Here is a 12,333-nt window from a genome sequence, read left to right on the forward strand (position 1 = left end):
TAATAGTAGCCTAAGGAAAACGTATGATGAAGAAGCGCCCAGGTCAGGGCAGTGACGAGGGTTTCTCCATGCTCGATCCGCGCGTGACCGACCCCGGCCAGGAGATCGTGCAGTACGGTTCCTATGATGACCACGAGCTGGATCAGATCGTCCAGGTGCTTGAATCACTGCGGAACTGGCGTCAGGCTGAACGACGCATGAGCGAGGCCTCGCGCAAATACATGAAGCTTGGCGAAACCGATATGCGCGCGCTGCGCTACATCATTGCGGCCCAGAAGAGTCATCACCTGGCAACCCCCGGCGCGCTGGCCCAGCATCTGGGGATCTCAACAGCATCGGTGACGAAGATGCTCGACCGCCTGGCCGAGCATCACCACATCCGGCGCCTTCCCCACCCTGAGGACCGCAGAAGCACAGCGGTCGAAGTCACCGAGGAAACTCGGCGGGTGGCACAGCAGACGGTAGGGCGCACCCACGCTGGGCGCTTCTACGCCGCGGCCGCCCTAACCCCCGAAGAGCGTCAGGTGGTCATCCGGTTCCTGGAGGCACTCGCAGCAACCCAGCCTGCTCAGCAGCAGCCTTCGTCCTAACCCATCTCCAGGTAGCGGCCTTGTCCGCTTGGCTGAGACGCGCTCAGTAGAATGGGCCAGGATGGGGTGTCATGAGCTGAGGATTCATGGGGTCGGAGGGTCCCCGGGATCCTCCCTGCTGGGGGTGGAGCCACAAGAGGCTGTGGTGATCCAGCGCGGACGCAGCACAGAGGTCCTGGCCCGCCGCCAGAATCCGCAGGTGGAGAGCTATGACTGGGGACGGCTCACCACCGATTCCCGGTTCCAGCCGCTCTGGGTCCTGCTGCTGCCGTTCACCCTGGTTAATGTGGCCGGCTGGGCCCATGAGCATTTCTCCGGCAGCAGCAGACGGATCTGGCTGACTCGCATTCTTGTTCACACAGCCGCAGCGCTGCTGACTGCCAGTTACGTGCTGTGGGCCGCGATCATCGCAGTCGACTATCTCGGGTATCAGACGCTGGGCAGATTCGGAGAAGCAGCCAGAGTCATCGGCGTCGTGGTCGGTTTCCTCCTGTCGGTGGGCGTGCTGCTGCTGCTGACGGTGATCGCTGATCTCACCCGCCGTCGTTATGAGCGGGTGCAGCCCGGATACGGTCTGGGACGCCGCGATGGCCAGGCCCGCTGGCAGCACCGTGAAGGCCTCACCAGCGAACACTTCTTCGCCCACGACCGCAGCCTGAAGAAGCTTTTGGGCTGGCACCTCAGTGCCGTGGCGCTGACTGTGGGCGCGGCAGTGGTTCTGGCCTGGGCCAACTGGGGACAGGTGAACCTCGGGCTGGGAAGGGCATTTCTGGTGGTGGGCCTTCTCCAGTTCCTCGTGGTGGCGGCGCTGGCCGGATGCTGCTGGAACCCCGGTGGTCGGTACCCCCATCAGTCCGCTCCCCGGGCGCTTCCGGCCGCGGCGGTGACACTGTCGGCGGCGCTGAGCAACGGGGTCTGGGCCGGCCTGGCGCTGCTGACCGCCCAACTGGCCGGGATACCGTGGGACCGTTGGGGCCAGGAGCTGGCGCTGATCGAGTCGTTCGTGATCACGGTGCTGCTCTGGGCCGCAGCGCTGGCGGTATGGAGCCTGGTCTGGCGCGGCCGGGGCAGTGCCGAGGAACTACCAGCACGCAGCACCGAACAGGCCGAGCTCGGTGGGACGCTGGAGCCCGACGGCGTGAGTGACCAGCTCCGTGCCCAGGTGGCTGCCCGACGTGGACGGGCCCAGGCGGCCCGGCAGGCCCCGTGGCTGATCAGTATCTTCGCCGGGCTGTTCCTGGCCTCGTCGCTGATCGCCATGGCTCTGCGGTTTGAGCCAGAGGGACCAGTCATCGACTGGATCCAGCCTCCCGGGCGCGGGTTCCTCTCCGGCATTGCCGTGGTGCTGCTGCCAGGACTGGCGGTCGCAGCTGTCTGCCTGGTCTGGCTCTCCAGCCGATGGCAGGCCCTGCGCGGGGCCGTGGCGGTGATATGGGACGTGCTGACGTTCTGGCCGCGCCGGTACCACCCATTCGCGGTCAGGCCCTTCACCGAACGCGCAGTACCGGAGTTCCAGGGGCTGATCACCACGCGCATCCGGGACCACAGCGGACTGATCGTCTCAGCCCACTCCCAGGGATCAGCGCTGGCCTTCGCCGCACTGGCACCGATGGGCTCAGCCATGCTGCACCGGTGCGGGCTGCTGAGCTACGGTTCTCCGGTCACCACGCTCTACGGACAGGCATTCCCCGCCTACTTCGGTCAGCAGGCGGTGGAGGATCTGCGGGACCGGCTCATCTCTGGCCGCGGCGGCTGGCGGAATCTCTACCGGCTCACCGATGAGATCGGCGGACCGGTCATCGGCGTAGGGGCGCCGGCTACAGATCTGGAGGTTCCAGACCCTGCCGAGGCGGCGCCGTCGTCCTTCCCACTGGAGCCTGATGACCCCGAACCGCTGCGCGCGGTATGGGCCGATGTGGCCGGCCACCAGATCTACCGCGAGGAGGTCGCCTACAAACAGGCTGTCGGTGACTTCAGGGCCGCATTAGGATGAAATCACTATGCCGGAGCTGCCAGAGGTCCATGCGCTCGCCGTCGATCTGGAGTCCCGCCTGGCCGGGCGGAGGATCGACCGGCTGGACGTGCTCGCCTTCCACGCGTTGAAGACCTTTGACCCGCCGGTCTCCGCAGTGGCCGGTCAGACCGTGCATCGGGTGGGACGGCACGGGAAGTGGCTGGAGATCGTCCTCGGCGACCAGCAGGCTCAGCTGCACCTGGTCATCCACCTCTCATTGGCCGGCTGGATCCGCTGGCGGGACAAGGCACCTTCGGGAATGCCGTCTCGGAAGAGCCCGATCGCCGCACGGCTGGTGCTCGAGGACGGCACCGGACTGGACATCACCGAGGCCGGCACCCGCAAAGCCCTGGCCCTGCACATAGTGCGCGACCCAGCCGAGGTGCCAGGCATCGCCAAACTGGGCCCCGATGCCCTGGAGGTCGATGAGGCCGGTTTCGCCGAGATCCTGAAGTCCGCAGGGCGGGCCCGGATCAAGAATGTGCTCAAGACGCAGGGGAACATCGCCGGAATCGGCAATGCCTATTCTGATGAGATCCTTCACGCGGCCAAGATGTCGCCTTTCCAACCGGCGAATATGGAGCCCGAGGACGTCGCCCGTCTCTACACGGTGATGCGTCAGACCCTCCTACAGGCCATGGCCCGGGCCGAGGGACATTCGGCCAGTGAGCTGAAACGGGAGAAGAAGACCGCACTGCGGGTCCACGGCCGCTTCGGCGAGCCTTGCCCCGAATGCGGGGAGGCCATCAAACAGGTGGTCTACAGCGGCTCCAGCTTCCAGTACTGCCCTGTCTGCCAGAACGAGGGAAAGTCCTTCTCCGACCGCGGGATGGATCGCCTGTTCTGAGCGGCCTGAGCTCAGAGACTCTCCGGCACAGCGTACGGCGGTGTGGTTGGTGACGGCGGGGCGGTGGCCAGCCGGTCGGTGAAAGCCTGCTTGGGCACGAACAGCAGCGAGGCTGCCGCCACGATCCCGGTCAGTCCGCAGACTAGCCACACGGTGACATAGCCGGAGAACGTCCCGGCGGTGGATTCCACCGTCTCAGCAGCCCCCTGGAGCAGAGCGATGCCGAACACACAGGAGGCGATGGCCCCACCGACGGTCTTCACCGAATTGGTCAGCCCGGTGGCCACTCCGGTTTGAGTCCGCGGTGCTGCAGACGCGGCGGTGGCCGGCAGCGCGGCCACCAGTGCGCCGGAGCCGATGCCGGCGATGATCATATTCGTGGTCACCTGCGTGTAGCTACCGTGGAAGGGAAGGAACATGAGATACCCCAGCCCGACCAGCAGAGTGGCGCCCAGCAGCGCATACCGGGGAGTGAAAGCCCGGGCCGCCACCGGATAGACCAAGGCTCCGATGATCATGGCGATCAGGTAGAACCCGATGATCAGACTGGTGGTGAACCCGGTGGTGCCCAGCCCGTAGCCGTAGATCTCCGGGTCAGTCCGGGCGAAGGTGGACAGCGGTGCCTGTGCTCCCAGCACACTCACTCCGAAGAGCCCTGCGGTGAGGAACACCGGGCCCAGGGCCGGATTGGCGAACATCCGCACATCGATCAGCGGGTCCGGATGCCGCAGCTCCCACAGCACGAATGGGATCAGCAGTGCGACGCCGAGTGCTGTCACCGACCAGGCGAACAGATCGGCCGGGCCGTTGAGCCGCAGCAGGCTCAGGCCGCCTGTGAAAGCGATCAGCGCGAAAGAGACCAGGCTCAGGCCCACAATGTCCAGCCTGCCGCCCTGGACCTCGGGCGACTCCTCCACGCCGAATCCGATGACGAAGCAGCAGGCCACCACGGTCAGCGCCGGAATCAGCAGCACCAGCCACAGCGGCAACATGTCCACCAGCAGGCCGCCGACCAGGGCTCCGGTGATCGCTCCGGCCTGCAGTGCGGCCACCAGGATGCCGGCGGCCTTTGCGGTGATCGCCGCGGGCGCCCCAGAGGCCCTGGACCGGGTCCAGATCAGCGCGATCTCCAGGGGCAGCCACACCACGTAGAACCCCTGCAGCGCCCAGGCGATGAGGAACAGCGTGAAGTTCTCGGTGAACGGTAAGACCAGCGAGGCGATGGCGGTCAGCACCGTGGAGATCAGCAGCATCTTCTTGTGCCCCACCATGTCCCCGAGCTTGGCGAAAGCCGGCACCACCAGGGCCGAGAGCATCAGCTGCGAGCCCTCCAGCCAGTTCACATCGGCGTCATGGATCCCCAGATGCCGGGCGATATCGGTGAGCATGGGGGTGTAGTAGCCCTGGAGCACCCCGGAGACGAACTCCACCACCGCCAATGCCACCACCAGCCCGGTGAGTGCGCCGAGCTTCGCCTTGCTGCGCCTGCCGGGGCGCGGTGCGGCCTTCACAGCAGATTCCTGATCAGCTGCCGGTGGAACAGGGTGCCGCGGACCAGCGAGTCGGTATGCACCCGCTCATCGACGCCGTGGATGCTGCGGCGCTGCTCCGCACTCATCTCCAGGGGAGCGAAACGGTAGACCGCAGGAGCGAACCGGTGGAAGTGCCGGGCGTCGGAGGCCTGCATCATCAGATACGGGGCGGGCAGCGCCTCCGGGTAACTGGCCCTCACGGCCTCTGCCAGCGCATGGAACTGTGGTCCCTCAGCGGGGGACTGGGGTGAGGGATCGCTGCCGCTGATCAGCTCGAGGTCGATCAGGGCGTCGTCGATCCGGTTCCGGGCCCGTTCGACCGCACCTTCGGTGGTGTCCCCGGGGATGAGCCGGAGGTTCAGCACCGCCGAAGCGCTGGAGGGCAGCACATTGTCGGCGGTCCCGCCCTCGATACGGGTGGCCGCAACGGTGGTCCGCACCAAGGCGGCGGCTTCCGGCCCCACCCGGGGCAGCGCCTGTCCGGTCAGGAACGACGAGGAGCCCAGCAGCTTTAGCGCCCGCTGACCAGGCCCAGTGGCGCGTTCGGAGAGGACCTGGAGCATTCGGGTCACCGCCTCCGGTGCCTTAGGTGGGAACGTCGAGGGGGTCAGCCGTCCCACCGCCCGGCCGATCCGGGCCACTGCCGTCAGCCCATCGGGTGCGGAGGCGTGCCCGGCGTCGGCGCTGCAGCTGAGCCGGATGCTGGCCAGGCCCTTCTCGCCGAGGCCGATCATCGCGGTCTGGCCCGAGACCATCGGCAGGGGTGCCTCGACCACCGCCCCGCCCTCGTCGAGCACCAACCAGGGCGTGACGCCACGATCCTGGAAGCTCTGGGCGATACCGGCCGCCGCGCTGCCGTAGATCTCCTCGTCCCCGCCGAAGCTGAGGAAGACATCGCGCTCAGGAGTGAAGTCCTCGGCCAGGAGCGTTTCGACCGCTTCGAGGATCACTAACAGTGGCCCTTTGTCGTCCAGGGCGCCGCGGCCATGAACCCAGCCCTCTTCGATGTGACCGGAGAACGGCGGATGGGTCCAGGCCGCTTCATCGGCGGGCACCACGTCGAAATGCGCCATGAGGACCACCGGGTCGGCCTCGGGCGCTGTGCTGCGCCAGCGGAGCAGCAGGCCGAGCTCGCCGATCCGCTCCTGCTCCAGATGGCCGTGAGTCAGCGGATAGAGGTCCCGGAGCAGGCTGATGAAGTCCTCGAACGGATCTGATCCGCGCTCAGCAAGCTCGGCGCTGACGGTGGGCAGCTGGATCATGCGCGCCAGGCGCTCGGCCATCGCATGACCATCAAGTACAGGTGTGCCGTTCGGAGAATCCAGTGCCATGAACGCATTTTAGACCTCTCTCGGAGCCCTCGTGTGCCGCAGACTTACTGTGACGTTCTGCGGAGTCCGTGAGGGGGAGAGCATATGATTGATCCGATGAATGCTCCTGATCAGACCGGGGAAATGTCTGCCACCGTGGTGGTGATCGGGGCAGGGCAGGCCGGGCTCTCCGCCGGTTACCACTTGCAGCGATCAGGCTTCGCCAGCGCCCTTGCAGAGCCTGAGGAGCTGCGCAGCTTTGTCATTCTCGACGCCAACCACAGGCCCGGCGGAGCATGGCAGCACCGGTGGGAATCACTGCGGATGGAAACGGTCAACGGCATCTTCGACCTCCCCGACTACGCCAAACCGTCCCTTGATCCCCAGGAACCGAGCCGCACCGCGGTCCCGCGCTACTTCTCCAACTTCGAGGCGGTCACCGGGCTGCCGATCCTCCGCCCGGTGCGGGTGGAGCAGGTGCACCGTGTTGATGATGCCCCTGACGGGGATCTCCTGGTCACCACCGACCGCGGCTTATGGCAGACTCGGGCAATCCTCAACGCAACAGGCACCTGGAACAATCCGGTACAGCCCGAATACCCCGGGCGCGAGCGCTTCCTAGGGCGTCAGCTTCATACTCGCCACTACAGCTCGCTGGAGGAGTTCACCGGTCAGCGAGTCGCCGTCGTAGGCGGCGGCATCTCTGCGCTGCAGCAGCTCGAGGAGATCTCCCGGGTGGCCACCGTCCACTGGTACACCCGTCGTGAGCCGGTCTTCCACAGTGAAGAGTTCCGTCCCGAGATCGAGGGCCGGCGCACCATCGAGAAGGTCACCGCAGACGCCGAGTCCGGTAAACCCACTGGCAGCATCGTCTCCTACACCGGGTTGATCCGGACCCCCTATGTTCGGGCAGCTGAGGAGCGGGGCGTTCTGCAGCGGCGGCCGATGTTCATCACCCTGGAACCCTACGGAGTCCGGGAGTCTGACGGCTCCTTCACCTCCGTGGACACCATTGTGTGGGCCACCGGATTCCGACCCGATCTGAAGCATCTGGAGCCTCTGGGGCTGCGTAACGAGCGTGGCGGAATACAGGTCCGGGGCACCGAGGTAGTCGCGGATCCGCGCATCCATCTGATCGGCTTCGGCCCCTCGCAGTCCACCGTCGGAGCCAATCGGGCCGGCCGGGAGGCCACCAAGTCGCTGCTGGCCATGTTCAGCGGCGCAGGATCAGCTCGGCGAGATCAGCGTCCAGCCCAGCCAGTGCCTCCCGGTCATAGGTAGAGGTCGAGACAAGCAGCTCTTCAGCAGCAGTGTGGCCGATCAGCTGCTCCAGCTCGGAACTGACGCTACCGCGGGGTCCGGCGATCACCCGCTGCAGGCTCTCATCCACGCGGCTGCGCGTGCGCGGACTCCATTTCTGGGAGCGGATCTTCTCCGCCGGTTCCAGCGGATCGAACTGACCGGTCTCACGGGAACGGGCCATAGCCCAGGCCTCCGGCAGGGCCAGCTCGTGAGCCTCTTCCCGGGTGTCTGCGATGAACACATCAAGCGAGACCATGACCGAAGGCTCCGGCACAGCCGCTGATCCCTGGAAATCTCGGCGATAGGCTGCGAGCATTTCCGGCAAGTCGGGGGAGTGCAGTACGGGACCTCCGATCACCACGGGGAGCCCGAGCCGGGCTGCGGTGGTGATGCCCCGACCGGTGGCCAGGAGGAAGAGCTGCGGCATCGTCGCTGCCACGGGCCGGGCAGTCACCGGTGCCTCCCGCTCCAGGAAACTGCGCAGCTCGGCGATATCAGCTGAGAACTGCTCGACGTCGTCGGTCTCCTGCCTCAGCGCCCGGCGCACCGGCTCCGTGAAGCCCAGAGTGCGTCCTATCCCGAGATCAACTCGCCCCGGATAGAGGGCCTCCAGCATGAGAAACTGCTCGGCAACTACCAGCGGCTGGTGGTGGGGCAGCATCACGCCGCCAGAGCCGAGGCGAATGCGAGAGGTGTGTGCTCCCGCCGCGGCCAGCAGCACGGCCGGGGACCCAGAGGCGATTCCGGGCACAGCATGATGCTCCGCGCCCCAGAAACGGTGGTATCCCAGCGCTTCGGCAGCCGCAGCCCGCTCAACAGAGTGCCGCAGCGCTGCAGCCTCCGGATAGCCGGCGCGGGTACGCGATCGATCCAGCAGAGACAGTCTCACACTTCCGGCCAACCGCTGGAACCGGCGAAAGCTTCCCGTCCTGTCATCTGCCCATCGGATATCCGGCGTAGGCTGAGTCTGAACCAACATCCAGTTGGATTCGGCGTCGATGTGCGGCAGGAGACGCAATGGACTTGGCGGAGATTGAGGTCGTCACTCTTCACCCAGCAACCAGTTCCTCCAGGAGTTCCGCAAAGACGAGGCGATCGCCGAATACTGCTCGGCCACCTGGGGCGTGACTTTCCCGATCACGGAGAAAGTCCGGCTCAACGGACGTAGCGCTCACCCGCTCTACCAGCGGCTCACTCAGGTGGCTGATGCTCAGGGCAAAGCCGGCCGGGTGGCCTGGAACTTCGAGAAATTCCTGATCAGCCCCTGCGGTGAGGTGAAACGGTTCCGCCCGCGCACCGAGCCGGAGGCCTCAGAGATCGTCTCCGCCATCGAAGACTGGCTCCCGGCTGGCTCAGAAGTCAGTCAGGGCTTTTTGACCCAGCAGAGGCAGAAAGGGTGGCCTGCAGGGTCGGAATAGACCCTAAAGGCTGCTTGCGGGTCCTCGTCGGTTTCGGCTTTCAGCAGTGATGCTCCGAGGTCCATGACTTTCTGGTGCGCTGGCTCGATGTCCTCAACCCAGAGATCCAGGTGGATCTGCTGGGGCTCACCGTCGGGCCACTGCGGCGGCACATGGTTCGGGGCCAGCTGAACGCCGATCTTCGGAGCGCGGTCCACCAGGACCATATGCCAGTCGTCCTCGGCATCCACGGTGCCGTCGAGCACCCCAGCCCAGAACTGACTCTCGGCGTGCAGGTCAGAGGCGTCGAAGACCACGACTTGGTGATTGATCTTCACGACGGGCTCCTCGTGGGTGGGAGATGATGATGCCAAGTCTAAGAAAGTGACGTTTAGTGTGTAAGCTCAGCTGTTCTGCAGTTCGAGCCAGATCGAATTGGCTGCGGTCTCATGGTTTTGGAAGTGCGACTGATAGGTGTTGGTGCCGGTCAGTTCGTCGTCGAGGGCCAGCATGCACTGTTCCCAGCCGCCTCCGTAGCCCACTACATGGGCCGGTTCGACCTTTGAGTGGGTGAGGTGCAGCACTGTCTGGTCTCCATCGGGAGCCAGGTCGGCGGTCACCTGGCTGAGATCTTCGTTCTGCCACTGCCAGGTGTAGGAAAGGTGGACGGGTGACTTGCATGCGGTGATGGTGCCGCGGCCCATGTCCTCTGCACCACCGCCGAGGTCGACACGGAAGTCGTCTCCAACAGCTGCCGGAGGGTTCCCTTCGAAAGCTCCGAACCAGCGGGCGAGTCTCTCGGGAGTGGTGATGGCGTCCCAGAGATCCTGCGGTGAACTCCGGTAACGCCGCTCGAAGACCAGTGAGGGTTCTTCCGCTGTGCCCTGGAGTGAGCGGGTGAACTGTTCAAGCGTATCCATGACGGACCTCTTCTCTGTGGTGTAACCTCCTCTGCCATTTATAACTATTGCATTATATAACTGCGAGTGCAATGATGCTCATATGCACGCATTGGATGTCCTGGGAGAACCGGTTCGGCGCCGCATTGTGGAGGAGCTGGTCGACGGTGCCCGTCCTGCAGGAGAGTTGGCCGAGGTGCTTCATGTGGAGTTCGGCATCAGTCAGCCGGCGGCCTCGCGGCACTTGCGCGTGCTGAAGCAGGCAGGCGTCGTCGAAAGCGCAGTCGACGCTCAGCGGCGGCTCTATTCGCTGAAACCGGAGGCAGTTGAGGACGTGACAGCCTGGGCGCAGCGCATCTCCCGGTTCTGGAACCAGCGACTGGACGCCTTGGAAACCGAAATCGCCCGCGGAAAGGCCGCGCGGCGGAACGTTGAGAGGAACAGATCATGACAGTGGAAGCAAAGGTGCCCGCAGGATTCGCCGAAGTGACGCGCGACGGCCAGCGGGGGAGTGTGCGCTTCGAGCGTCGGCTGGAAACGAGTCTGGCTGACGCGTGGAGCGTGATCAGCCAGCCGGAGCGGATCGCCCGTTGGTTCGCCCCGGTGACGATTGAGGGCAAGGGATGGGTCACGTATTGGGACGACGGGCGCGAGTATGCCAAGGGCGAGGTTCTGCGCTGTGATCCCGAGCGGCTCCTCGAGGTGAGCTGGCGGGATAGCACCGCCAATGAACCTTTTTCAGACACCGTGCTGCGGGTGACCTTGGTCCCCGGGGACGGCGGCGTACTGCTGGTCCTGGAGCACGAGCAGCTGCTCTCTGCCGATCTCACCCAGTACGGCCCTGGCTGGCACACCTATCTCGACCGCCTCCCGGACGGAGACTCAGGGTTCGACTGGTATACCCGCTACAACCAGCTCAAACCGCACTACGAGGCGCTCCTCAGGGGCTCTTGAGGTTCGTCTCGGGTTGACAAGAGATGTTCTTACTTCAATAATTGAAGTAAGGTTCAAAAAATGAAGTGAAGGTGGGGTTATGAACACACCGTTTATTCGTTCGATCGTTCTTTATGTTTCGGACACGTCGGCGTCCCGCCGTTTTTATGAGCATGCCCTTGGCCTCGAGGCCAGTGGTACCAACAGCGGTCGAGTGGAGTTCGATGTCGGTGGAACGCGCCTGTTGCTCCATCCGACAAGCGTCGATGAACAAGATCGGGCCTCAGCGAGGCATGGCCGCACGGAGGTGTACTTCATGGTGGATGACCTTGATGCGTCGTTGGACAGATTGCGCCAAGAGGGAGCTGAGGTGATTCAGGAAGTCGCTGAGCAGCCATGGGGTGAGCGCGACGCCGCTGTCCTGGACCCGGATGGTTTCCCGCTTTTCCTGACCCAAGCTCTAGGGTGAGCACTCACATGAACAAGCTGTCCGAAGAATCGGGATTAGCCAGGGCTTCCGAGCTGCTGGCGCGCCCCTGGACAATGCTGATCGTGGATCGGCTCTCCGACGGCCCGCTGAGGTTTACAGAGATTGCGACGTCGCTCAAAGGCATCTCGACGAACCTGTTGACTGAACGACTCAGAACAATGGTTGCCCACAAGATTGTCCGGAGGACGCCGGGAGTCTCGGCGTCGAGCTACGAGCTTACCGAGCGGGGTCGGGCCGTTCTCCCCGCGCTTGAAGTCCTGAGGCAATGGGGCGAAGATCTGCCGGGCTGAAATCCGAACAACCCCCTGATACTAGGGATTCGGTCAGCAGGCCACGGCAAAGCGAGTGCGGCGGTACCGCGGATCCGTCACCTCGTCGACCACGGCGACCGCCAGGTCCTCAGCAGACAGATTCGAGTTGCCGTCCTCATCAGTGAGCAGCACACCGGAGGCATCGGTGCGGAACATGCCTGTGCGACTACCGGGATTGTAGGCACCGAAGCCGGCGGCGGGCGAGACGTAGAACCAGTCCACATCATCCCCTGTCTCCTTCAGCTGGTCCCAGACCGCGGTCAGTTCAAAAGCCTCTGGTTTGAAAGCCTCGGGGAACGCCTCGGTGTCGAACAGCCGCGGGCCATCAGGTGCCACCCTCAGCGATCCGGCACCTCCGATGACACCGATGCGCACGCCGTGCGCAGCGGCCAGGGGAATGAGCTTCTCGGCAGTTTCCTTGACCTTCCCGAGCATGGAGCCGCGCGGAGACAGGGACAGGATCACCACCTCTGTCTTGGCGATCAGGTCGGCAAGGAAATCGGCGTCTGTGGCGTCTCCGGAGACGTAGCTGACATCGTTGACTGGGGATCCCGGTGCGGTGCGCGAGACTGCGACAATGCTGTGCCCGCGTGCGGCAGCCTCAGCGGCGATCGCCGCTCCTGCATATCCGGTGCCGCCCAGAACGGTGATATGTGCCATAGGTGAACTCCTTCGTGAGAAAACAGAGACGACGTCGTCGTACTGTCA

General features: G+C 64.8%; 14 protein-coding genes and 1 pseudogene. 9 read left to right on the forward strand and 6 right to left on the reverse strand.

The window, feature by feature from the left end:
* Positions 1-23 precede the first annotated feature (23 nt).
* The 3 genes from DVO78_RS11680 to DVO78_RS11690 all read left to right on the forward strand — a co-directional run bounded on the left by DVO78_RS11680 (position 24) and on the right by DVO78_RS11690 (position 3,451).
* Positions 24-590, forward strand: coding sequence for a MarR family winged helix-turn-helix transcriptional regulator (locus DVO78_RS11680; protein ID WP_238385268.1), 567 nt, complete (start codon positions 24-26; stop codon positions 588-590).
* Between the two features lie 61 nt (positions 591-651).
* On the forward strand, positions 652-2,583 hold the full coding sequence (locus tag DVO78_RS11685) for a hypothetical protein (protein ID WP_120005073.1): 1,932 nt from the start codon (positions 652-654) through the stop codon (positions 2,581-2,583).
* A gap of 7 nt (positions 2,584-2,590) precedes the next feature.
* Positions 2,591-3,451 carry an Fpg/Nei family DNA glycosylase gene (locus DVO78_RS11690; RefSeq protein WP_120005074.1) on the forward strand — a complete coding sequence of 287 codons (861 nt, stop codon included), beginning with the start codon at positions 2,591-2,593 and terminating at the stop codon, positions 3,449-3,451.
* Between the two features lie 11 nt (positions 3,452-3,462).
* Here DVO78_RS11690 and DVO78_RS11695 read toward each other — a convergent pair whose 3' ends face one another.
* Both DVO78_RS11695 and DVO78_RS11700 read right to left on the reverse strand, forming a co-directional pair.
* Positions 3,463-4,962, reverse strand: coding sequence for an MFS transporter (locus DVO78_RS11695; protein WP_120005075.1), 1,500 nt, complete (start codon positions 4,960-4,962; stop codon positions 3,463-3,465).
* The gene (locus DVO78_RS11700) at positions 4,959-6,314 is read right to left on the reverse strand and encodes a M20/M25/M40 family metallo-hydrolase (protein ID WP_238385269.1); all 1,356 of its coding nucleotides are present in this window, start codon (positions 6,312-6,314) and stop codon (positions 4,959-4,961) included. Before DVO78_RS11700 ends, DVO78_RS11695 begins: the two co-directional genes overlap by 4 nt.
* 96 nt (positions 6,315-6,410) lie before the next feature.
* Between DVO78_RS11700 and DVO78_RS11705 the strand changes: the two genes are divergently transcribed.
* Positions 6,411-7,574: an NAD(P)-binding domain-containing protein gene (locus tag DVO78_RS11705; protein WP_238385270.1), complete on the forward strand. Its 1,164-nt coding sequence runs from the start codon at positions 6,411-6,413 to the stop codon at positions 7,572-7,574.
* On the opposite strand, the gene DVO78_RS11710 is transcribed toward DVO78_RS11705, so the two are convergent.
* Entirely contained in the window at positions 7,507-8,484 is a 978-nt protein-coding gene (locus DVO78_RS11710) for an LLM class flavin-dependent oxidoreductase (protein ID WP_120005367.1), read from the reverse strand. The two genes, DVO78_RS11705 and DVO78_RS11710, sit on opposite strands and share 68 nt — an antisense overlap.
* Before the next feature lie 163 nt (positions 8,485-8,647).
* On the opposite strand from DVO78_RS11710, the pseudogene DVO78_RS11715 reads away from it, so the two are divergent.
* Positions 8,648-8,944, forward strand: a pseudogene (locus DVO78_RS11715) (glutathione peroxidase); the annotation flags it as partial.
* Positions 8,945-8,958: 14 nt separating this feature from the next.
* Here the strand turns inward: DVO78_RS11715 and DVO78_RS11720 are convergent.
* Complete coding sequence (locus DVO78_RS11720) at positions 8,959-9,330, reverse strand: VOC family protein (protein WP_120005078.1); 372 nt, start codon at positions 9,328-9,330, stop codon at positions 8,959-8,961.
* A 66-nt stretch (positions 9,331-9,396) separates the two neighbouring features.
* A complete protein-coding gene (locus DVO78_RS11725) occupies positions 9,397-9,912 on the reverse strand; it encodes an SRPBCC domain-containing protein (RefSeq protein WP_120005079.1) in 516 nt (171 codons plus the stop codon).
* Between the two features lie 82 nt (positions 9,913-9,994).
* On the opposite strand from DVO78_RS11725, the gene DVO78_RS11730 reads away from it, so the two are divergent.
* The 4 genes from DVO78_RS11730 to DVO78_RS11745 all read left to right on the forward strand — a co-directional run bounded on the left by DVO78_RS11730 (position 9,995) and on the right by DVO78_RS11745 (position 11,604).
* Positions 9,995-10,342 (forward strand): ArsR/SmtB family transcription factor, encoded by a 348-nt coding sequence (locus DVO78_RS11730; RefSeq protein WP_120005080.1) that lies wholly within the window; start codon positions 9,995-9,997, stop codon positions 10,340-10,342.
* The gene (locus DVO78_RS11735) at positions 10,339-10,845 is read left to right on the forward strand and encodes an SRPBCC domain-containing protein (protein ID WP_120005081.1); all 507 of its coding nucleotides are present in this window, start codon (positions 10,339-10,341) and stop codon (positions 10,843-10,845) included. Before DVO78_RS11730 ends, DVO78_RS11735 begins: the two co-directional genes overlap by 4 nt.
* Positions 10,846-10,924: 79 nt before the next feature.
* Positions 10,925-11,293 (forward strand): VOC family protein, encoded by a 369-nt coding sequence (locus DVO78_RS11740; RefSeq protein WP_120005082.1) that lies wholly within the window; start codon positions 10,925-10,927, stop codon positions 11,291-11,293.
* An 8-nt stretch (positions 11,294-11,301) separates the two neighbouring features.
* Positions 11,302-11,604, forward strand: coding sequence for a winged helix-turn-helix transcriptional regulator (locus DVO78_RS11745; protein WP_120005083.1), 303 nt, complete (start codon positions 11,302-11,304; stop codon positions 11,602-11,604).
* A 33-nt stretch (positions 11,605-11,637) separates the two neighbouring features.
* Here DVO78_RS11745 and DVO78_RS11750 read toward each other — a convergent pair whose 3' ends face one another.
* Positions 11,638-12,285 carry an NAD(P)-dependent oxidoreductase gene (locus DVO78_RS11750; RefSeq protein ID WP_120005084.1) on the reverse strand — a complete coding sequence of 216 codons (648 nt, stop codon included), beginning with the start codon at positions 12,283-12,285 and terminating at the stop codon, positions 11,638-11,640.
* Between the last annotated feature and the right edge of the window lie 48 nt (positions 12,286-12,333).

It is taken from the genome of Nesterenkonia muleiensis, assembly GCF_003600155.1.
Classification (GTDB): domain Bacteria; phylum Actinomycetota; class Actinomycetes; order Actinomycetales; family Micrococcaceae; genus Nesterenkonia; species Nesterenkonia muleiensis.